Below are 21,254 nucleotides of genomic sequence, written 5' to 3'. Positions count from 1 at the left end.
AGGGAACTCCGGACTTACAGGAGGGAGGTTTGTGCAGTTTGATTTTTTTAATGCCACCCCGCGCTGGAGTGGCATGAAGAAAAATCAATCAACGTATTCTTTTTTGATGAATGAATCTGGTGTCAGAATCAGGGCAATCCCGTTCATTTTTTCACGCAGGGGCGAACGACCGGAAGGTGGATAGCGACGAAAAACGTCAGCGAAATCGGCCGGGCGGAAACTGCGGAATTTATCCTCAACCGCCAGTCTGTTTTGCATCAGTGCAGAGAGCGCTTCCCGTCCCCGCCGGACCCGGAACTTATCATTACTGAAAACTTCCTGTAATGAACGACGGTTAAGGGCCACGACCGTGGATGGATGAAGGTCGGGTAGCCACACCATAACGCCCTGTGCTGCGGCATAACCATTCAGTGAATGCCAGGCGTGGCAGAAAGCACATAAGCTGTAAGGCGGGCCGTCTTCATGAAACAGTTCCTGCTCTTTCTCTGACAACGACTCTGTACTGGTGATTTCAGCTTTCTGTACATGGCGGAGTGAAAGACGTCTGGCAGACAGACGGGCCTGCTCAAGCGCCCGTTCAGCGGCTTTTACTGCCGTGTTGTACTTTTCCTTTTCGCCGGTTGCGACTGGTTCACCACGCTTTTTTAACTTATCCAGATGTTCTGTGGCCTTATTAAGACGAACTCGTGTGTCACTGATTGTGTCGGTAAGCTGTCTGAGTGGCCATGAGTCATCCAGTCTGAAACGGTGCCTGACGTTTTGCCGGCAGCAGATACATCGACCGGGCGTTGTTAATTCCGGTTCCGGTAACAGTGGCTCCTGTGTATGAACCACATCAATTTCTGGAAAGGGATACAACCACAAGTCTTTAATGCTGTGTTGCATGAGCAGGCTCCGTACTGGTGTAACGTTTCACGGCTTCCAGAATGATGTTTGCGATTTCATCGGAACAGCATTCTGCAAAAATGAATTCCTGATCGTCCCGACTGTCGTGGGCAATCACATTGCCGTTTTCTGTTCGTCGTAACGTTATGTGCTCCGGGCTCCAGGCAGACATATGTGCCTCCTTGTATTGCCGAATAGGAAGGGCACCGGATAAATGCCAGTGCCCTGGACAAGATTAGCCAATGGAAATTGAGGAAATCCCCAACTGTTTCTGGCTGCGACTCATCATTTCAGGTCCGGCGACAAGTACCGCCCCAATGACGATAGATACAATGCAACTAGCCAGTCCCATCCCCCCTTGTTTCCCAACTTTTTTCAGGCCAATCAGGCCCCCGAGAAACAGAATTACGCCGATGAACTGCGCAATAGTCAGTGATGATGACTGTGCTGTTTTGGCACCTTGTTCGACATTGCGAACCATATCGGCAAGATCTCCATCGGCAAGAACGGCTTTGGGCAGCAACATCATGGGAATGAGCAGCAGGAACTTAGTCAGTTTGCTCCGGCATGACATTACAAACAGTTGTGCGTGGATAAATGCGGCGTACAGACGGGCCGCTACGACACGAATACGTGACATAGTTTCTCCTTAAATGGATATATCAGTGGTTTATATGAAGGTGAAAAAAATCAGAAGACGATTCCAATGCTTGCCAGCAGGGCATTGAGGACACGATCGATAAAGACCAGCAGGACGCCGGCAATAAATTTGACGTTTCCCTTACTGACGGATTCACTGGCACTCAGTGCGGTATGTCCATCGAGTCCGGCCTTGCGCCAGATGGATATCCCGTTCATTACAAATCCAACACCGGCCAGCTTGGCCAGCGACAGAACTGCATTTGCTGCGCCAGCAGCAGCGCCAAACGTCTGAGGTTGTACATATGCAATCGGGCCAAATGAGTCAGCCCTGAATCCCATTTGTACGCCTCCGGCGTTAATCATTGCCGGGAGTGATACGAGCATGCAGCTGGTTAACATCCCCGCAATAAATTTTCCGGGAGACATTTTTACCGGACCGGCTGAACGGGCGCGGGCAAACAGGGTAATCATGCTGATCACCCCGATGAATTCTCCCCAGGTAAACAGGAAATCCATTCCGGCACTGAAAATACTGCTGGCAAAGTTCTCAATGGCGGTCAGGGCATCCATGTTCATCAGCGTAACGTCCCTGCACTGGTGATGATGGTCCGGGTAGTCGGATCAATCCGCTGGATCACCACATTGCCCAGCGTCTGACCTTCTCTGACAGCCCAGGTACTACCCTGCCAGCGAATCCAGGCCATACCAGTTTCCATCGACATGATTTTCATTCCGTTAAGTACAGACGACGTTTTTTTCTTTGCTGGATGCGGTGTGGAAGAGGATTCAGTGACGCTTTTCTGTGTCATTATTCCGTTCAGGCGGCTCCGGATATCATCCAGCTGACGGCGTGTTTCCTGTGCGTATTCTTCATCCTTTTTTATAGCTTCGCCCAGCTTGTTAATGCTGTCGTGAAGCATATTCAGTGTTGCCTGAATTTTTTCATCGCGGTTATCCAGCTCTGTTTTTACATCCCGGGCAAGCTGGCTCATATCTTCTCCTGTCCGGACAGTCATGGTCTCAGTTGACTGAACGGAAGGTGATGATTCTTGTGTGGTTTGCCAGGTCTGTACGCCAGCATCCGCATCATTAAACGGAGGCATGCCTGTTTCCGATGGCGCTCTCAGGAACAGATACCATATGGCTGCGAGCAACATGACTGCACATAGCCCCCATGTTGCTACAGATATCCCCCAGACGGAACGTTTCCAGAAGGGGGCGGGTTTCTCTTCGGGTTCACCGAAGCTGCCGGTTTCATCTATTTCTGTTTCAGGTTTCATTATGGTGTCTCCGGTTGTTCATCATACCGACGTTGCATCACAGCTTTTCTTTGCTCCATGGCTGTCTGCATTCGTGCCTGCGAGCGTTGTTCCGCCTGTGATGTACGATTAACTGAAGGGGAAATGCCACTGGAAAGGGAAGATGACCTGGCGTCGTTTGTCATTACCGGGTCAACAAACAGAATTGATACGACTTCATGCTGATACACTTCTACCTGTTTATAGGGCTCACTTTCTGCCTGGCGGGTTAATATCTGACTTCCTCTTTCCGCCATACCACCGGCAATAACGCCCGCAACAGCTTCACCACTGGGCATTCCCACGCGTCCGGTAACCGTGCCATAGTTACCCTGAATAACCTGCGTGTTGGCATCTTTATAAAGTGTGCCAATACTGCCCACACCTCCTAACACTGACGGCAGAATGATATGTTTAAACCAGCGTGTATTCACATTGCTGGCCACGGATGACATCAGGTTGTCTTCCCGTTGAGCATATGCATTGACCTTAAGGTCCATGCCGTTCCAGCTCATCCGGTCGAAATGGATCTCCACGCCGTTACCCACCAGTTTGACTCCCGGACTGAACAGCGTTGCCCCTGCCCAGGGGCCAGCGGGAATGGTTGCGATAACCTTGGATGACGGGTTATCAGAATCCACTGCAGTATCAATATATGCCGGTATACGGGTCAGAGCAGGTATCAGTTGTATCCCTTTTTCTGCTACAGGCGTGGACAGGCTGGCATTCTGTAATGCGAATTGCTGCGTACCATTCTGCCCTGTTGTTTCTGCCGGAGATTTATTCCACATAGTCGTTGCTATGGTTGGTGTACTACCGGCAGGATGCTGATCTTTTATTCTTACAATCAGCTTTTGCAGCCGCTCCATACGTTTTTCACTGGCTGCTCGATCCTCCTGGGGTGTGCCGGAAGCCTGGCGATGAGCATAGTTTTCCGGTTTTGCTGCAGGCTGTTGTTGCTTTTCCGGAGTGTCCGGAATATCAAGCTCCTGTGGAAGACTGGCAATGAACGTCTGATTATTGCGGGCTGCAGCTGCGGCCCCTCGTTCATTATCCGCTCTTAACAGTTCACGATAGTGAGGCGTTTCGGTAACGCTGCGCGTTCCGCCGCTTGCTGCACTGTTAATGTTCACGGCTGACTGCATATCGCTGTTACTCCCTGATAGTTTGGAAAACGCGATATAGCCGCCGCCAAATAAGATGATGCTGCCCAGTCCAAGCAGGGCAGCCAGTTTCTTTCCGGATTTACCGGCATCCTGTTCAGCACTCATGATTACTCCAGTTCTGGTGTCACGTGAACGGACTGGCCATTCACAGAGAAAGTCAGTAGTGGGGTGACGGGAAGCTTCCAGAGATGAGTTCCGTCGGCAGAGGACAAGGTCTGTTCAAATTCATCGCGCAACATCGCCCGGGAACGAACCAGAAGGTCATCGCCGTGTTGCCAGATCGTTGTATCCGGGACATTACCTGTGAATTTCAGCCTCTTAACTGAAGGGTCCCGGGGAGGAATACCATCCAGAAATGCCTGTAATGTTGCATCATGCAGGGCGATCTTATCCGTCGGGATGGAGACAACCGGGCTGGTTGGTCCCTGCCGTGGTATTCGCAGATCCAGACGACTGTCCATTTCCTGACTGGATGACGGCGTATCTGTTTCGCCACTGGTTACGTTCAGGATGACCGGTACCGACAGACCTTTCAGGTAGACAGAAATGTTTCCGGATGCCCATGGCCGCAATGGTGTGATTGTCACCATGTTCTCGTTGTACTGCACATCAAAGAGTTTTGGTGCCGCGTTATAAGGAGGATCGGATTGTGGCCATGGTGAACCGTTGATATCGGTAAATGTCACCACGCTCAGGTTGTTCATGGCTGTGCGAACAAGAGGAAGGCTGGCACCGGGGGACAGATTAACTGTCAGAGAGCTGATACGGGGTACAACACTGGTGATGGGCGCATTGATGGCCCGCTCGTTATCCGCCATGAGACTGCGTAGTGAGCGAATCTCATCGGCGGAGAGCTCAGAATCAAGCCTTGCCGCATCCTGTACCAGCGGGCTGGCCTGCCCGGGGGCAGGCAGCTCACCTTTTACCAGTGTAGCCGGAACACCTCCGGTGTTTTGGGTGGCGTTCTGAACGTGATCGCTGGCAGAATTTGTCGTTTGTGGTGTGCGTGCGTTCTGCCATCCTGCGTTATCTGCAGACGTGGCGGCGCTGCACACCAGGAGCAGTGTGCTCAGTAAATAACGTGATTGCATATTACTTATCTCAGGAGTTCGGTCCGGCGTTACGGGAGATCATCTGCCGGATTTCCATACCGGATGGTTTCAGTCTGGGGTCAACACGCTGGATGGTGATTTCGAAAACAAAAGACTGTTCTGGCTTGCTGGTTGTCTGGCCTACCAGACGCATACGGACAGGATACTGGAATGTCCAGAACCATACGCCGTCGGACATTTGTCCCTGTCGTACCAGAACGCCAGCACCTGTCGTGGCGGTCAGATTCATCTTCTCTTTCTTGATCGTCTCCAGAATGTTAGATGCCTGTAATGCATTCACATATCCGACAAAACCTTCGTCAGAAAAACGCGGAGACAGGGAGGAGATCTGTGAACGATAGTGCACAAAATCCAGGTTGAATGCGGTCGCCAGTGCCTGGCTGCCAAAGGCCATTGCATCATTCTGACTCCATGCTGGCTGACTTGTTGGTGCCAGCCTGACCAGACGACCATTGTCTGTAGCGAAATATTCGCGCTCCACATTCGTTGAGTGCCAGTACTGAATGGCGTTACCAGTAATACTGACAAGAAGACATGTGCCCGTACATAAAAGCGCTTTTATCAGCGCAGGGACATTATTTGCCCGCTGTTCTGACTGCTTCATAGCCCTGATTGTGCTCTTCAGTATTTCCGGGTCAGGTGCCGGATGTGATGGCGAGGATGGCTCGGTATTTTCGGTCATAGGTTGTAGTCCTTCCAGGGATCAATATTCCCCGGCAGCTTTTCATTCACCTTGTCCACGACCGCGTCGCAGACCTGGTTTTCCAGCTGCGACAGAATGTCGTCAAGGCTGGGGAACTGGGGGAGGTTTATGCTGATTTTTTTGATTCGTGACAGACAGGACTGCAGGGATGAGGAAACATCGTTTTCACGTTGTGACCATGCATCCGCAGCTGCACGTGCTCGCTCATATCCTGTATTACTACCGGCCTGTGCCGCGCTACCCGCACGACAGGTTGCAGCACTTGCCGTGGATGAAATCAGGATAAGGCCGAGCACGGCAACCAGAGACTTATGCATGTTCATATGGCTTCCTTACCGGCTCATCGGCCGGGGCTGTGGGAGAGATCCTGATGCAGAGTTTTTTCCTGCCTGTCCTCCGGCTTTTGGCTGTTGGACCACTGCTGCCATGACTGCTCGAAGCCCAGGTTCCGGTACAACGCATCAGGTTGTTTTTCCGGCGTGTAGACAGCAGCAAAAAGCGGTTCTTCCCGGGTTTTCAGATGAAACTGCATAAGCTCCGGTGCGGGGCGATTCGTGCTGTCAGCATCGTGGTTTACCGCTTCACCATAACCTGCAAAGCGTAAACCTTTGTCGGTCAGCGCATTGATAACCAGCTGACTGTTGTCGGCCGATGGGGTGGCCAGTGCCGGATACAATGTGCCGTTCAGCCGGACCACACCCTGCAGATGTTCATCGGCACTCTGGACAAGTAACAGGTTGAGTTCACGCGTATCCTTATCCACTGATCCCAGAACAGGTGTCAGCTTGTCAGGGGCTGCGCTGGTTATTTCTGTTACCTGATTCGCGTTCTGTGGCGCGGAGACCGGATGTCGGTCTTCACCGATAAACAGATGTGAGCTGACGTTTTCTGGCATACGTAACGCTTTCATCTCTTCCGGCCATCCCTGGCTGATTTGCGCAGCCACTTTCATAAAGGTTTCGACCGGAATCGCCTGAATACGCTGACCTTTATCCGGATTATCATGTGATACCGAGATCCCGTTGGTAACTGACTCCATGGACCACTTATTCCGGAAACGTGCTTTTTTCTCTCCCGGGAGGATGAATTGTTCGCGGTTCTGAAGTGTCAGTGTCACCACGTCACCTTTCTGATGGTTTTTGACCAGACTTTCCAGTTGTTCCCCCCAGTAGAGTTTGCTGCCACTGCGGTTTTTAAGCTCAACAAAGAAACTTTCTCCTTTGCCGGGTGCATATTCAGCACGACCAAAATTGTGCAGTACGGCAGTCACGCTCTCTCCCGGGCGAAGTTTTCCTGGTGGTTCTTCACCTGGTGCTGCATCTGCCGTTTTGCCTGGTTCAGTCGGTGATGATGCAGGAGCGGTGCTGACGGTTGATGCTTCAGGGGCAGCAGGGGACGCCGGGGATTGTGTGGCTTCTTTTTCCTGAACAGGGTCTGGGACTGCTGGTTGTTCAGGGGTATTCCGGTTAAGTTCCGGCGTTGGCTTATGGGTGACAACAGTATCCTTACCGACAGCCATTTCCTTGCGTAATTTTTCGAGCGCCGCTCGCTGATCCGGGAATTTCATGCGCACTTTGATGTTGTGCTCGATGATCAACTGCATCGCTTTTTGCTTAAAGGCATCACTGCCCGTCAGCTCAATGACACCACCATAGAAATCAGTGGCCACAGCAAGTGCAGCCAGAACACTGCGATCGTCATTGCTGGCACCGTTGACCATTTCCAGCCGGTTTACCCGGTCAATGAAGGCAGGTTTGCCATCCAGTTTGTACAGGACGGTTCTGTCTGCTCGTTCTTCACCTTCCAGCGATTTAATGATTTCGTCCAGATTGAGCGATATCGGTGCATCAGGGCGTTCCGGGGCGTAGACAATACTGTCAGGTGCCGGTGTGGTCGTCGTGGTTTCCGGTGAGGAGGTGGAATCACTGTATTCATGCGCCTGTGAATCCGTTTTTTTACGCGTAAAAAAACCACGCGCTTTGTCGAGAAACGATGAAGTATTATCAGAAGATGATGTGCTCTGAACAGGTTGCTGTGGAGTGGGATCATCCCGGACAGCCGGTTCTACTGTATCTGTTGTGGCCTGAAGTTCTGACTCATCAGCCTGAACGTGGCCTGTGTCCGGTTGCGACGGCATATCACTGTTTTCCTGCAGATGCTCAGGATTTTCATTGTTCATCAGTTCCTGATATGCGCTGTAGTCTTCGTATACTTCAGGGCCATCTGACTCAGGAATCAACGGCTCTGGCTGAAGGGGAATGTCTTCAGTTACATGGCTGACCGCCTTTTCCCGGGGAGTATCCGGGGATATTCCGGTGCTTTGTTTGTCATCAGGCTCCGTCATCACGGTCATTTCCTCTTTGACTGCATCAGGGGAAGGTGATGGCTCGGCTGATTCATTCATGGTTTCAGATGAGGGACTGTCTTCAGGGGATGCGGGGGCGGCAGCAGGGGCCGGTATTTCAGGTGAAGTGCCGGATTCCTGTTGTGACTCGTTTTTTTCCGGTTGTGACAGTTCGGCTTCAAATTCACGCCAGTCTTTATCTGTGGCCACCGAGACAACTTTTTCCGGAGGTTCCGCCGGATGAGCGGGTTCATCAGGGGCAGACGCCGTTGTACTTTCCGGGGACGCCGGTGATTCTGCAGGGGAGTCCTGAACTACAGAGCTTTCCGTTTGCGCCTGAACGTTATCAGCGTGCCGCTCATCTTTGCCGTTATTTTCAGTGGCGTGACTGGTAAATGACTGTGTTTCATCAGCAATGTTACTGCTGGAAGCAGCTGGTTGTTCCTGCTGCGTGGCGGACGGCAGAGAAGGTCCCTGGTCATGGCTGTGCCCTGTATCGGGTGATGTTTCAGGATATTCTGTCGGAGTCATGGTTTTTTCCTCAGTGTGGACCGGTGTAAAAACGAGGTTGCCGATCACCAGTGCCTCCCGGATTTCCGGGGTGTTACTGTTGGGGGTGGAAACCCCGATATGTTCTAACTGGGCGTTGATGACATGCTGAAAAGCGGCCCGTCCCCGGCTGGCGTCCAGGTCATTGAAATCGGTCAGCCCCTGCGCTTTTTCGGCATCGGTGAACACAGGAAAGATGACCGTTCCTCCTGTCAGTTCTGCGGCTTTTGTTGCACTGACGATACCTTTGTTAACCCGGATTGCATGATCGTTGTCGGCACAGAAGATAAAGGGGCTTTGCGTCCACTTTTGCCGGGCATTTTCGGCAACGGCAATCATGTTGCCTCCATCCACCGTCATCAGTACCGGAAGGCCCGTGGCTTCGTGCAGGGAGGCCGCAGTGGCATAGCCCTCGGCAAACAGTACCGGCTGACCGTTGCGCGGTGTGCCCAGCGCAAACCAGTTACCGGTTTTCTCCGAATCTATCAGGATGCGGGCATCTTTCCCCCCGGTGACCGGAATACGCTGGTAAGAGCGTATCGCGCCGTTACGGTTACTGAAGGGAATAACCAGTTCATTTTTGTTGTTTACCCGCACCCCCGGTGCAGCCTGAATGCCTTTCCGGGTCAGGTATTCATGTGCTGTGGCCTGCGGCCATTTGTTGACATAGCGGCGGGCATACGCGGCCTGTCGGTTGTACTGTGCTTTCAGTTCCCGCTCCGCGTCCTCCCTGCGTTGCATTGAATGCGCTTTCAGGTGGAGTCTTGCGCGGGGATCTGTCTGTTCTCCGCCGGAGAAGGTCCAGGTGATCGGCGAATCATCCGCGCTGCGATAATCCCTGTACCAGCCGGCAGGTCTGCCGTCCAGGAAGCCGCGATATGCGCCACTTTTTTGTCCTTTTTTGTCATCGGCGGTCGGGACACGGTGGATTTTCCCGTCCATGACCGGCAGTTCTTTCAGAACCAGTCCGGCATTCTCCAGAACCTGGGCAAACTCGGTGACCGGATCACTGCCGTTCATGGAGACGTCCTGTGGCCGGGGCAGCCAGCGGTCCAGCCTGGACAGGTCTGCCCCCGGGCGGGCGAACCAGAGTTTGTGCTCCTTGTCCCAGATGACGGGCGTGTGCCCGTTCATCGGGGGATGTGCTTTTTTGAGATCTTCTATTTCATCTGCAGGCACGGCAAGCCAGGTGCGGTAGCGGGATACAGACGGCATGAGTGCTTCTCCTGAAAAAAGACGGAAAAAAACCACCGCCGGAAGCCGGGGGGGGCTGGGGGGATAGAAAATCGGGGGAGAAATGTTTGTCAGGGTCTCCAGTCTGTACCCTTATTCCAGCGATCCTGCCAGTGTTCAAGATATTGTGCGGCTACATCCGGCATATTCTTGAGCACAACGACATTCTCTGAATTCTTGCGTGCAGCAGCACGAGAGAAGTTATAGGAGCCGGTTTCAACCGTGTTTCCGTCAACAATGATGACTTTGTCGTGATGGATGGGGAAGGTATCTACAGTCCGCAGAGGAATGTCCAGCAGGTTGATATATTTCATCGCTTCCTGACTTGCCCGGTTCGTATTCCCCTTGTCATCAACAACAATACGGACGTCCACTCCGCGTTTTTTCGCTTTTGCCAGCGCATGCATTACATCCGGGTCGGTGAAGGAATATGCCATCATCCTGATGGAGCTTTCCGCACTGTTGATTGTGTCAAGCACCAGAGCGGATGCGCTTCCTTCAGGAGAAAAGCCGACCTTCACGGATGGCGTGTCGATCATTGCAAACGATGGTGTCGTGAACAGTAACGGGCATGCCAGTAGCGATACCCGGAGCAGAGTAACGATAGTTTTTTTACCTGACATAAAGACTCCAGAATTTAATCGAGGCCAGTCCAGTCTCGTGGTGATTCCGTATGGTGGCGATACCACCATGGACGACCGGAGGCGATGGCCCCTCTCAGAATGCTGAAAATGCGTGTACAGATAGTCCTGACAGTCCAGCCTGAACGGTCGAGAATAACGAAAAATAAAATGATGCCGGTGCAAATCCAGAAGGTTGTTTTGGAGGGAAAGGGGCATATAAACAGATAAATCATGGTGAACGGCAGAGGTACGCCCTGGATGTTGACTGGCGGTGTTGCATATCGCCAGAAACCTTCTCTTTTCATGACCGTAACTCCCCTGACGGGATAAAAAGAATCGCTTCTCTTCGGTCAACTTCATTCCGGATATACATTTCCAGAATCTGGTCCCGGATACGGCGCTTCTCCTGCCGGATTATGGCATCAATGTGATGCCCCCACTCTGCATGTGGCATTCCGGAAAGATTGTCGCGAAGCTCATCGTTAATGACGATATATTCCCGGACGGCTTTACGACCACCGTCATTTGTTCTGACCAGAACCTGAACCAGAATGAACTGCAACAGTGACAGGACAGCCCAGGCCATCGAATCCCTGATGACAGGGGGAAACAGCCCAAGAAGACGTGCCAGCGTTTCACCAGGAGATTTCGTATGCATGGTGCTCAGGCAGTAATGCCCGGTGTTGCCTGCCTGTACCGCTGCGTCGGCGGTTTCGTTATCCCTGATCTCACCAACACCGATAATTTCGGGATTACGTCGTACAGCAGAACGCAGTCCGGCAGCAAAACTGACCACATCACGCCCGATTTCTGCCTGATGCGGTGGGAGCAGATCGTTTTCATTTCCCAGGATATATTCCACCGGGTCTTCATATGTCACGATTTTGGCGTCGGGGAAATTGTCCATAATGTAACGGTACAGTGCTGAACACAGCGTTGATTTTCCTGACCCGGTTTCACCACATACAAATCCCAGACCGCTTTTGCAGACCATTGCTTCAAGCAGGTCTGGTTCAATGTTCATGGAGAGAATGTCCGGTATTTCTGTCGGGATGACACGCATGGTTATTGAGATTGCTTTCTCCTCCGCACCAGATGTGCCCTGAATGAGGTGAGAGCGTAACCGGATGCGTTCTCCGCGTTTAAGACCATAGCGCCCGGATGCATCCCCGTTAATCTGTATCGTCCTGTCAACCGGATTGCCTGCCAGAACGCGGGGAATGACTTCCCGACCGAACAGTTCATCAATCAGGGAGGACATGAGTGTGGTTGGTAACGTTGCACTGGAACAACGCACCCGTCGGCCAAAGCGACTGACAGATACAGGTGACCCACCGGTCAGATCCACATCACTGACTTTATGTGCGGCACACCAGACAAAGAAATGCCGTAGTTCATCTGCAGTGAAACGCTGAAACGGAAAAAGACCAAACTCATCAGGAATATTCATCGGGAGCCTCCTTCAGTGCCTATAAGCGGACGCCAGTGAGATTTCTGAAGATTGAATTCCGCATGATTTTTAAGGCGACGAACACGATCTCCAGTGACCAGTTTTTTCCCGTCACCTGTAACGGTTTGCATTTGATCAGAAACATCCGGACGGGTGATCATGCCCTGACGCCAGAGAAGTGAGTACAGCATCATGCCCCGGTAATCACGGGTGAGGGTTTTCTGGTTGGCTTCAAGCGTCAGGTCGGCGTTTTGTCTTCCTTCCTGCCATCCCTGCCGTAATGCGGTTTCCCACACTTTTCGTTGCACGCTGTCTTCTGGAACGACGCTGCCTTCTGTACCCGGAGTGGCTGTTGTTGAAAGCCCCCGGAGAAGCCAGTCACGCCAGCCCGGTGGATTGCTGACAAAGCGTTCAGGGCGAATGATGGTCCAGACCCGGGAAGAGGTCCGGATTTGATCTGGCGTGATATGAGCAACGTCCTGTGCTTCATCAATAACCGGTGGTAGCCAGCCTTCCGGGCTAATCAGTGGCCGGAAATCGTATAAGGCATTAAGTGTGCTTTCCCGGGCGTTGAGTGCCTGAATCAGCTCCCATGAACGCTGAGCCTTGCCACCACGAAATCCAAGCGTTTTACCCGCGTCGGTCAGCATTTTCCAGCGGGTTTCTGACAGACTATCCGGCTTTTCACTTCGTGGTTTAAGCCATGCATTAATGTCAGGTGGTGGCGTATTGACACCACCTGGCGAGATGGTGGGGGAAGAAGAACAACCAGTAAGCAGTATTACTGGCAAAATGAGAGAGGTGAGTGCTTTCATTTTTTCCGGTTCTCCGGCTGCATGAAGCTGACCTGTAACAGGCCCGGATATTGATGGATTGTTGCTCTCCAGGCTGTCTGGGCTTCAATAAGTCTCAACGTATTGGAAAACGTCATATCCCGGACGTGAAGGTTGACTGGTAACGGCAGGCGGACACCATTGTAGTTAAACTGCATCCCCCTGACTCTGGCCAGTTCGTTCAGTAATTCAATCGCATCACCTTCCCAGTCAAAGGAAAGGCGATCGCTGTTAGCTGTCAGAAGATGAGACCCCGTTGAAACCGGAAGTTGATCGGAAAACACACCTTTGTCCCATAATGTGTACTGAGTGTGCCGGGTAACCGCCACATCAGAGGCAGCACCGTAGTTACGCGGAACAGGAGTATGCTGAGAAGGGGAGTTGCAGCCAGCCAGAAAAAGGGCGGCAAGACACCCCGCAGGTATAATACGGTTCATAATAATTCCTGAGCAGTTAAATCAGAATGGGATATACCGGTGCTCCGGTACAGACAGGATGATGTTTGTTTCCGGCTATACTTGCGTTACCGGAAATAAATGCCAGTGTGGCCAGGTAAATAGCCTCATAGTTTACTGAAGGTGATTATTCCTGATACTGGCTGGTTGATGTGTCGTCAGACATAAAACGAATATGAGCGTAATCTTTAACGCTCCGCGCCGAATCGATCCATGATGGATGACTCGACGATTTATGAATCGAATGTACCGGCGCTTGTCCCTGAAACAGTTCCCGGCCCTCGTCCGGATAACCTGCAATTCAGACAGGCACATGTGCCCGTACACTCTTGTATCTTACTGAGTATATCAGAATTTATGTAAATTCAAATATCCTCTATGCCTCTTTGTTGTATTTTCCGTCAAGTATGAGCCGGGTACCATCGTAATGCATGATCAGGGCATCAAGGTACGCCGGTTTGAATTTCTTGCCGAGCCTATCTCTGGCCAGAAATGATAAACAATGATTATGTGTCATTATTACTATGTTCCTTTTATGAGATTCTCTTGCGATTGATTCAAGCGTCTTATAAAGATCATTATTGCAGTCTGATAAACTGTCCATAACGACGGGTTCTTTACCGGAGAAGAATTTTGCAGTTTGTATGGTTCTTACTGCATTGCTGGAGTAAATATCATATTCACTGAAGATTGTTGCGAACTTAATACCTTCCTGCTGTGCTTTCTCTGTACCGGTAATAGTGATTCCGCTCTTATCCGAATAGCAGGGCATATCTGAACGGTCGCAACGTTCTCCATGGCGGAAAAGGAAAATAACGGTGTTATCAGCATTAATTTCTTTTGCCTGTTCCAGGGTGATATCGGGAAGCGAGCTTTTTGCTTTTGTCACTGCAGCTACCAGGAAAACAGAAAATAAAAGAATGAATGCTGTCTTTGAATAAGAAGAACGTGGTTTCATCATGTTATTTAAACTGAATATAAAAATACCCCCGGGTTTAGTGCCGGGGGCGGGGACAGTAATCAGAAAGTGAACTGAAGTTGTGCCATTGCACCGTAATCGTGGTCAGTTCCTACCAGGCCGGAAACATCGATATGTACGACGTCAAATGGAGAGATACCAACGCCAGCGGTGAAGGCGCTTCCGGAGTTTGATGCCATGTTCTGACGATAACCGGCACGCAATTGCGCCCATTTCCATGCGTTAAATTCAGCACCAACACTTGCAAACTGACGTTTGCTGTCAGAAGTGAAGCCACTGGCAGGAGTCAGATCAACGTCAAGAGCAGTGGTAAACAGGTCATTATGCCAGGATACACCGGCGGTTGCCTGTGGACGAACTTTGAAGGTTTCTTTAAAGCCATTGACGACTTTTGTATCAATACTGCGTGGAATGATGTTCTGGGCAACAAGACCGACAGTCCAGTTGTCATTCAGGTCTGTATAAGCACCAATATCGGCGTTGAATCCGTTTTTCGTGTTGTGGTACTTGTCACCGTCAAAATCGTCTTTGTCGTAATCACGAACCGTTACGTTGTAGTTAAACAGGTCCACACGCTGATATTTTGGTGTGACGCCAAGAGACCATTTTTGTCCGGCCGTTTCCAGTTCTTTGGCAAATGAAATTCCGACGTCGGTAATTACAGCTGCACGCCCGAATGCGCGTGAGGTCAGGGCATTCTTATCGACGTCGGTAATTGTTCCATTGGCAACTTTGTCCAGATAATCCAGGTCTGCATCGTTTACTTTTCCGTTTACGCTGACAGTTCCGTAAGACTTGACCATAAGGGCAAACGGCAGAGTGTCATTTGCCATGGCTGCTACAGCTGATACACCTACCTGAGCATCTGCATTGATATTGCGGAATTCCTGCAGACGATGTTTAAGATTTGCTGCTGCCTGTTGTACGCCATGCTGGTTATCTACAGCACTATCAAACAAATCCCAGTCATCTTTAACATCATCAGCTTTATTTGATACATCATCAGGATCAGCAACTTGTGCCCCAACAGACGGCAGAAGAAGGCTGAAATCATCATTGCTGTTGTGCTTTGTCAGTAAAGCCGGGTTTGCCAGAGGTGCCACACCATAATGGGAAGATGCTACTCCGGTGCCACCCATTGCATCGTTACGTGCTTCAAAATATGACGTCGCTGCTGCAGCGTTAAAGGAAAATAATACAGCAGATGCAATGATGGTGCGGGTAATATGATTTTTCTTCATCATTTAATTTCCTGTTTATCAGAATTTAGACAAAACAACGCTATGACACGGATGTGCCGTAAATTTTTACTTTGGTACTATCTGGTATTTACCAGGGTAATAAAGACGTATTAAATAAGCTAACAGGTAGTATTTGCCCTGTAATAAGGTTCCCGGCAAGGCCAGGTCTCAACGTAACACGTCGCAAAGACATTGTTGTATTCTGCCTGGTTGTATATTCAGTTAACCATTTTCTTTTTTCATCGTTCAGAAGTGTTGGTGATAATGATAGTGCTGGATATATTACAGAGCCATTTATTTCTTTTTTCTGTCTCAATATTACCCCGCAATATTCTCTTTTCGTGTTTCCTGCGAAGGGGAAACTATGCCAGAAAATAACTTCAGTGTTGCTGCTATCATTAATAAGCATTCTGAAATTATCAGCAGTATCTGGCCATTCACCGGACAACGCTATCGGATAGTTTTCATGGCCATTCAGCCAGTCCGGATTGAGATTAAAACATTCAGCAAGATGTTCGAGAGCGTCAGCTGAAAGATAGTCTGCAAGTCTGGCCGGGTCCTGTATAACCGTGGAGCGGATATTCCATGGCGACAGCAATGTTGCCAGTAATGGCGCATTTATATCATGCGACAGCATGATGTATTCAATTCTGCTTATTATGTTTCCTGTGGTGTTATCCGCAGGCATAAACATATTATGAAGAGCATCCTCAAGCAGGATTCGGGTTAAATCAGCGGTGGATATGGCTAATTGTTCGCTCATTATCCCCAGAACTTCTCTTACCCCTTGTGGGTAACGGACCTGCAGAGGTGTCGGGTTTATCTGACGACCGTTGATGAGTTTTTCGCCGATTGCTTTTTTGTCCAGCGAGAGCATCATTCGGGCCGCAATACCGGTCGTATTCAGTCTCATTGTTCCTCCGACTGAAAAAGTCTTTTCAGCTCATGTGGTTATTGTATCTTCGGTGTTTTTTCTGGTGAAACGAATAATTTCGATCATGCAGATCGAATGTGTTTGGCGAGTTGTTGCAACTCGCTTTTCTGTATGTGTTTTGAATGATGTTTACGGCGGGGTGCTGCCCGGGTTCAGAGGGCAAATCATAATGTAGTCAGGGTCGTTAACAGGTAACGCTCCGGGAGATGGGACACGTTCGCCTTTCTGTGCTGCAATGGCCAGTGTACGCAACAAAACTTCACTGGCGCGGTGAACTGCTTCCTCTTTCGTTGTGGCAGTGACGTGAAGGTTATCAAAATCACCGATCTCAATACGATGCGCTTTCTGCCCATTTTCTTCATCGATGGTCGTGATATGGGCAGGATACGGCACAAACCATGCTGCCACTTTTTGTGTCTGCCGCCGGCGGGCATCAAGCTTACTGACCAGTTGCCATGCACGAAGATGAGTATACCGTTTCAGCATATTCATGGAACGATGTCCTGATATTGCAGCAATCTCCATTACATTCAGGCTACCCAGTTCGAAGAAGCGGCTTATTGCTTCATGCCGTAGATCGTGAAAATGCAGGTCCTCGATGCGAAGTCGTTGTGTGGCTATTCTCCAGGCATTTTTAAAGCCGGATGCGGTGTAATCAAAAACATTGCCGTGGAGATTAACGGGCATCATCTGAAGAAAGTTACGGGCACGTCTGGACAGAGGAACATCCCGTGAGTGACCGTTTTTGGTTTCAGGTAAATGAGCCACACCGTGGCGCAAATCAATGTGCTCCCAACGTAAGGCCAGTATTTCGCCCTGCCGCATGGCTGTTTCAAGGGCAAGATGGAAAATGACATACAACATCAGATTTTTTTCGCGGAAATAGCGAGAAAGGCGACGTTCTTCTGAAGACGTTAGCCGGCGATCTCGTCCGGAGGATACTTTCGGCTTGCGAACCAGTTCAACCGGGTTAGTACGACAGGTTCCCCATTCAACACGAGCAATATTGAACAGAGATGACAGAAGGGCGAGTTCAAGACGTACAGTATTACCTGTAATGGCTTTACCCGTTCGGGGGGTGATTTCTGCTAAACGAACGTCTCTGTATGTAGCAATATCAACGGTTGTTATTTCGTCCATATTCCGAAGGGCAATGGGATATCGCTTGATAACATTGCTCCGGTAAAACTCCTGTTGATGCCCTTTCTTGTGAACAGAAACTGTTTTCAGGTACTTATCCAGTGCGCGTGACAGGGACATTTTACGGATGCGTGGAGACGGCATGCTAACCTCAAAAGAGGCAAAAAATAATGCCAACAATCATTCTCTGCAAGTGCCAATCCGGTACGTGGAAGACTTCAGGTTCGCTCAATGGTTCTTACACAAACTTAGGTTCACATAGAGGTTCATTCTCAGGGCGGAATTCAGGGGGCAGTACATTGTTTATTTATGCATCTGGAGGTAATGGAGGATCTGCCGGAGGTGCATGTGCAAATACATCCCGACTGCAGGGATATGTTGGTGGGACGCTAATTAGCGTGAATGCCAGCAATAACCCTGCATATGGAAAAACAGCCTTTATCAGCTTTGCTGTACCTGCAGGTACTTCCTATCAGATAACATCCTATCCAACAGAAAATACATCATGTGGTGCCGGGGTATTTTCTGTATTTGGATATCAAACTTAATTGAGCGTTACACACGACGCAATACAACCTGTCTTATGCTCGTATTTGTACCATTTGCGTGAACCTGCTGGGCTCTCAACTACCTGGCAGTAGTGGGCATCCTCTGCGTTGCCCATTCTGGCAATGGCACAGAAGTCGAATTGCCCCAGATAACCTGTGGTGGAAAGCTGAGTAACTTTGAGTTTTCCACCTATTGTCCCCCACGTACCGGATTGGCACGAAAGTATTGCCCCTGTATTATCGCGGCCTACAAGGCCGTTAGGCGAACATGATGCGCCAGCAACGGCAGTTCTTTCCAGTTGTAAGTATTCACCAGTATAAAGGCGACCATCAGCCCGAACAGTACCGCCTTTCACCTGACCGCCGGTATAGATGCCCTTGTTGTTTACACTTCGAACCCATGATCCATCGGACATATAAAATCCGCCACCGTGAGTTTCATTGAGCCAGCCTTTACTGTTACGAGTAATTAACCAACCATTATTACTTCTGATATCACCGCCAGCGGTGACATTTACGTCAAAGTTTCCGCTATTGCCTTTTACCTGACCGCTGAAAGTGCCATTTACACCATTCACATTGCCGCTGAAATTACCTGTCTGGGCATTTACTGCCCCAACGTTATTCAGGTTATTTGATCCCATATCAATGGCCGTGTGCATTTTGTTTAAGTCAGGGCGACCATTGACCTGGAATCTGTAAAGACGATCAGTGTCCTCAGCTGCACCACTAAGTTCATCTGTCGATAACAATACGGCAATATGCCCGTTACCGCTTTTGGCACCATAATTACTTAAAGCTACTGACCAGGAACGTAATGCACCTGTGGCTGTTTTGCCGTCCTGGATATATCCACCAAGACCAGTGGTAATATCCTTAGCCATCTGGATAAGTGCTTTCACTGGATAAGGTGTGCCACCACTGGATACAACCATTGCCTGTAGTAATTCCGGGTTTTGGGCGTTTCGAACCACATATGCCTGTAACCGCTGCCCCTCGCTGTTTGTCTCAGTAAACCCGCTGGACAAAAAGCCGGTATTTTTCAGCATGGTTGTCGTGATAACGGCAGGAGTTGTTGTGGTACTACTGCCCTGGAGAGTCGTGTAGTTTTTCCCTATATAAGAGCGGGCCGCACTGGTCCAGTTGCTGACAAGACGTGCTTCAGTTTGCCATCCTTTTGTTTGAATATAGTCCTGCCATATGCCCGCTCCCCAGGCAATCAGGAGCATAACAATCAGTAAAGCCGCGCCAGTTTCCAGCGATGCCCAGCCTCGGTCATATTTTTTCATCAGATTACCCATAGTGGTTGATAAAGATTATCCAGCAGCAAAAGGACATGGCCAAAACATAGCCATGGACCCAGAGGGCCTTCTTTATGCCCTTTTATGCACCATGTTGAATGCCATAAGACAAATCCTCCTGTGCCCAGCAACACACACCATATGGCGTTATATAACCCTGACCATGCGGTAATACCTGCAATAAGCCACAGGTCTCCAGTGCCAATATTAAGACGATGGCGGTTAACTAATTTATGAAGGCAGAATAAGACAATTGCAGCAGTGGCAAATTCTGTTGTACGGAACCACCATATATCAGTCGTGATTTGTGATAGCATTCCTGCAATTAAAAAACGCCGGGTGAATGTTCCTGGTAATAAACCTGTCAGTGCATCCGTTACCGCCATTTGCAGTATGAACGAAAGAATAAGGACAGCATGAATACGGTAGAGCAGTGGTGATGATGATAAAATAATTAACGCCACAGCTATACTGTATAGCCATATTCCTGACAGAACAGCAGGGTGTGTCTTATACCAGAGATGTCCCGTATCAGATAAAAAATAACGAACTCTGAATAGCAGAGTTCGTCCAATAATGGAAAATGTGAACATCAATGGCAGTATATAAACAGGGGATAGACTTATGCCTACGATTGTCTGCATTGCCTGCCTCCCTGTCCGGGAAGACATATCCCTTTCATGTCACGATAAATTCTCCATATTTTATTGGCATATTGCTCTCTTGTTTCATGTCTGTCCTTACGGAATCCGGCATTGTATGACCCAAGGCAATTCCAGCTGACGCCACATATCTGAAAATGTCTTGCCAGTATCCAGCTTCCTATATGGATATTAAGGCATGGTTTGGTGATTAAATCCTCATACTTTTTTATTACGCCCATATTTATCAGCTTTGGAATATGGGTTGAGTTTATTTGCATCAACCCATAATCCGTGCTACTGGCTTTACCTGTTTTTTTGTCCTTATTTATATTAATTGCGCCCGGCCTCAACGAAGATTCCCCGGCAGAAATAGCCTTCAATAATAATGGTTCAATTTGATAGCGCGCGCCGGCAGCGGCAAAGCAATTGTCCCACTTGTTGGTCCAGATCTGTTTGGGGGCTACGTATGAAGCTCGGGCGGGTGGAATAAGAGAAAAAAGCAGGATTAATGAAATAAGTCTGAGGGGTACTGTACCCCCTGACATTAAAACTCCTTAACCATTGATGGTGAAGATAAGTTTGTTTGTACCAGTGCTGCCATTATCTGCCTTGCATTGCGTACTGGCTTCTTCAGTAGTGACTTTTCCATCACTGTGAGCAGTACTGTTCAGGGTAATGCCGTTAGTTAAACCAGTTTTACTGATCCGTGTGGCAATCTGGATACAGGCATCCTGTGGGACTTTATCATAGGTAACGGTAAAACCGTTGTTGAACCCTGATGTTGAAGCCGGGGCAACAGTTACAGCACCGCCCCATGCGTTATAGAGCGTTGCTGTACCAGATGTTTTGTCGCCCTGTACTGTCATCCCAGAGGGAACGGCCCCCATCTGAATGAGGGCACCTGTCATTTTGGCACTGCTGGTAAATGTATATCCATCGCTACCTTTTAGCAGGCTCTGGGCACTTGTGATAATTGTTTGTATATTTGCGGTTTCAGTTGCCACATTGGTTCTTGTACGTAACGCATACAAACTACCCAGAACAACGACTATAACAAAAAGAACAACGAGCGCTATTGTTCCCTGCTCCAAAATTCCCCATCCTTTATCATGAGGCTCATTCTTCTTATTATTTCCAGTTAAAGTGGCATTAATATTTTCTACTAACATAAATA

24 protein-coding genes are annotated in these 21,254 nt (G+C 49.5%); 1 reads left to right on the top strand and 23 read right to left on the bottom strand.

What is annotated here, in order from left to right; translation table 11 throughout:
• Window positions 1-84: 84 nt before the first annotated feature.
• From traT to HEM79_RS14990, 19 genes are all read right to left on the bottom strand, one after another.
• Window positions 85-885: an IncI1-type conjugal transfer protein TraT gene (gene traT, locus HEM79_RS15080; protein WP_001164788.1), complete on the bottom strand. Its 801-nt coding sequence runs from the start codon at window positions 883-885 to the stop codon at window positions 85-87.
• Window positions 869-1,057 carry a putative conjugal transfer protein TraS gene (traS, locus tag HEM79_RS15075; RefSeq protein WP_001277255.1) on the bottom strand — a complete coding sequence of 63 codons (189 nt, stop codon included), beginning with the start codon at window positions 1,055-1,057 and terminating at the stop codon, window positions 869-871. Before traS ends, traT begins: the two co-directional genes overlap by 17 nt.
• Before the next feature lie 63 nt (window positions 1,058-1,120).
• Window positions 1,121-1,525 carry an IncI1-type conjugal transfer protein TraR gene (gene traR, locus HEM79_RS15070; RefSeq protein ID WP_000086960.1) on the bottom strand — a complete coding sequence of 135 codons (405 nt, stop codon included), beginning with the start codon at window positions 1,523-1,525 and terminating at the stop codon, window positions 1,121-1,123.
• 50 nt (window positions 1,526-1,575) lie between these two features.
• Window positions 1,576-2,103 carry a conjugal transfer protein TraQ gene (gene traQ / locus HEM79_RS15065; protein WP_001055569.1) on the bottom strand — a complete coding sequence of 176 codons (528 nt, stop codon included), beginning with the start codon at window positions 2,101-2,103 and terminating at the stop codon, window positions 1,576-1,578.
• Window positions 2,103-2,807 (bottom strand): IncI1-type conjugal transfer protein TraP, encoded by a 705-nt coding sequence (gene traP, locus HEM79_RS15060; RefSeq protein ID WP_032072195.1) that lies wholly within the window; start codon window positions 2,805-2,807, stop codon window positions 2,103-2,105. The genes traQ and traP overlap by 1 nt, the downstream gene beginning before the upstream one ends.
• A complete protein-coding gene (gene traO, locus HEM79_RS15055; RefSeq protein ID WP_089558133.1) occupies window positions 2,807-4,096 on the bottom strand; it encodes a conjugal transfer protein TraO in 1,290 nt (429 codons plus the stop codon). The genes traP and traO overlap by 1 nt, the downstream gene beginning before the upstream one ends.
• Window positions 4,097-4,098: 2 nt before the next feature.
• Window positions 4,099-5,082 carry an IncI1-type conjugal transfer protein TraN gene (traN, locus tag HEM79_RS15050; RefSeq protein WP_089558134.1) on the bottom strand — a complete coding sequence of 328 codons (984 nt, stop codon included), beginning with the start codon at window positions 5,080-5,082 and terminating at the stop codon, window positions 4,099-4,101.
• 10 nt (window positions 5,083-5,092) lie between these two features.
• Window positions 5,093-5,785, bottom strand: a complete 693-nt coding sequence (locus HEM79_RS15045) for a DotI/IcmL family type IV secretion protein (protein ID WP_024247581.1) — start codon at window positions 5,783-5,785, stop codon at window positions 5,093-5,095.
• Window positions 5,782-6,129, bottom strand: a complete 348-nt coding sequence (locus HEM79_RS15040) for a conjugal transfer protein (protein ID WP_001055900.1) — start codon at window positions 6,127-6,129, stop codon at window positions 5,782-5,784. Before HEM79_RS15040 ends, HEM79_RS15045 begins: the two co-directional genes overlap by 4 nt.
• A 17-nt stretch (window positions 6,130-6,146) precedes the next feature.
• A complete protein-coding gene (locus HEM79_RS15035; RefSeq protein WP_089580850.1) occupies window positions 6,147-9,914 on the bottom strand; it encodes an LPD7 domain-containing protein in 3,768 nt (1,255 codons plus the stop codon).
• A gap of 89 nt (window positions 9,915-10,003) precedes the next feature.
• Window positions 10,004-10,555 (bottom strand): phospholipase D family nuclease, encoded by a 552-nt coding sequence (locus tag HEM79_RS15030; protein ID WP_089558178.1) that lies wholly within the window; start codon window positions 10,553-10,555, stop codon window positions 10,004-10,006.
• Between the two features lie 14 nt (window positions 10,556-10,569).
• The gene (locus HEM79_RS15025) at window positions 10,570-10,860 is read right to left on the bottom strand and encodes a hypothetical protein (protein ID WP_001299214.1); all 291 of its coding nucleotides are present in this window, start codon (window positions 10,858-10,860) and stop codon (window positions 10,570-10,572) included.
• Entirely contained in the window at window positions 10,857-12,005 is a 1,149-nt protein-coding gene (gene traJ, locus HEM79_RS15020) for a plasmid transfer ATPase TraJ (protein WP_089558179.1), read from the bottom strand. The genes HEM79_RS15025 and traJ overlap by 4 nt, the downstream gene beginning before the upstream one ends.
• Entirely contained in the window at window positions 12,002-12,820 is an 819-nt protein-coding gene (gene traI, locus HEM79_RS15015; RefSeq protein WP_000646097.1) for an IncI1-type conjugal transfer lipoprotein TraI, read from the bottom strand. The genes traJ and traI overlap by 4 nt, the downstream gene beginning before the upstream one ends.
• Complete coding sequence (traH, locus tag HEM79_RS15010; RefSeq protein WP_089558180.1) at window positions 12,817-13,275, bottom strand: IncI1-type conjugal transfer lipoprotein TraH; 459 nt, start codon at window positions 13,273-13,275, stop codon at window positions 12,817-12,819. The genes traI and traH overlap by 4 nt, the downstream gene beginning before the upstream one ends.
• Before the next feature lie 394 nt (window positions 13,276-13,669).
• Window positions 13,670-14,254: a histidine phosphatase family protein gene (locus HEM79_RS15005; protein ID WP_000977522.1), complete on the bottom strand. Its 585-nt coding sequence runs from the start codon at window positions 14,252-14,254 to the stop codon at window positions 13,670-13,672.
• 59 nt (window positions 14,255-14,313) lie between these two features.
• Entirely contained in the window at window positions 14,314-15,516 is a 1,203-nt protein-coding gene (locus HEM79_RS15000; protein ID WP_000976353.1) for a conjugal transfer protein TraF, read from the bottom strand.
• 85 nt (window positions 15,517-15,601) lie between these two features.
• Complete coding sequence (gene traE, locus HEM79_RS14995; protein ID WP_022630873.1) at window positions 15,602-16,426, bottom strand: conjugal transfer protein TraE; 825 nt, start codon at window positions 16,424-16,426, stop codon at window positions 15,602-15,604.
• Between the two features lie 150 nt (window positions 16,427-16,576).
• Complete coding sequence (locus tag HEM79_RS14990; RefSeq protein WP_176241926.1) at window positions 16,577-17,731, bottom strand: tyrosine-type recombinase/integrase; 1,155 nt, start codon at window positions 17,729-17,731, stop codon at window positions 16,577-16,579.
• Between the two features lie 26 nt (window positions 17,732-17,757).
• Here HEM79_RS14990 and HEM79_RS14980 point away from each other — a divergent pair, with 26 nt between their 5' ends.
• Entirely contained in the window at window positions 17,758-18,135 is a 378-nt protein-coding gene (locus HEM79_RS14980; protein ID WP_244571763.1) for a prepilin, shufflon protein A, read from the top strand.
• Here HEM79_RS14980 and HEM79_RS14975 read toward each other — a convergent pair.
• The 4 genes from HEM79_RS14975 to HEM79_RS14960 are packed head-to-tail and all read right to left on the bottom strand — an operon-like array spanning window position 18,132 to window position 21,249.
• Window positions 18,132-19,424: a shufflon system plasmid conjugative transfer pilus tip adhesin PilV gene (locus HEM79_RS14975; protein WP_001417545.1), complete on the bottom strand. Its 1,293-nt coding sequence runs from the start codon at window positions 19,422-19,424 to the stop codon at window positions 18,132-18,134. The genes HEM79_RS14980 and HEM79_RS14975 overlap by 4 nt on opposite strands.
• Window positions 19,424-20,080 carry a prepilin peptidase gene (locus tag HEM79_RS14970; protein WP_001193553.1) on the bottom strand — a complete coding sequence of 219 codons (657 nt, stop codon included), beginning with the start codon at window positions 20,078-20,080 and terminating at the stop codon, window positions 19,424-19,426. Before HEM79_RS14970 ends, HEM79_RS14975 begins: the two co-directional genes overlap by 1 nt.
• Window positions 20,065-20,625: a lytic transglycosylase domain-containing protein gene (locus HEM79_RS14965; RefSeq protein WP_176241303.1), complete on the bottom strand. Its 561-nt coding sequence runs from the start codon at window positions 20,623-20,625 to the stop codon at window positions 20,065-20,067. Before HEM79_RS14965 ends, HEM79_RS14970 begins: the two co-directional genes overlap by 16 nt.
• A 9-nt stretch (window positions 20,626-20,634) precedes the next feature.
• Window positions 20,635-21,249 carry a type 4 pilus major pilin gene (locus HEM79_RS14960; protein ID WP_001542527.1) on the bottom strand — a complete coding sequence of 205 codons (615 nt, stop codon included), beginning with the start codon at window positions 21,247-21,249 and terminating at the stop codon, window positions 20,635-20,637.
• Between the last annotated feature and the right edge of the window lie 5 nt (window positions 21,250-21,254).

Origin of the sequence: Escherichia sp. 93.0816, assembly GCF_013368855.2 — a bacterium.
Classification (GTDB): Bacteria; Pseudomonadota; Gammaproteobacteria; order Enterobacterales; family Enterobacteriaceae; genus Escherichia; species Escherichia ruysiae.
The sequence above is the reverse complement of the archived record's forward strand: the minus strand, read 5'-3'. Positions and strand labels throughout refer to the sequence as shown.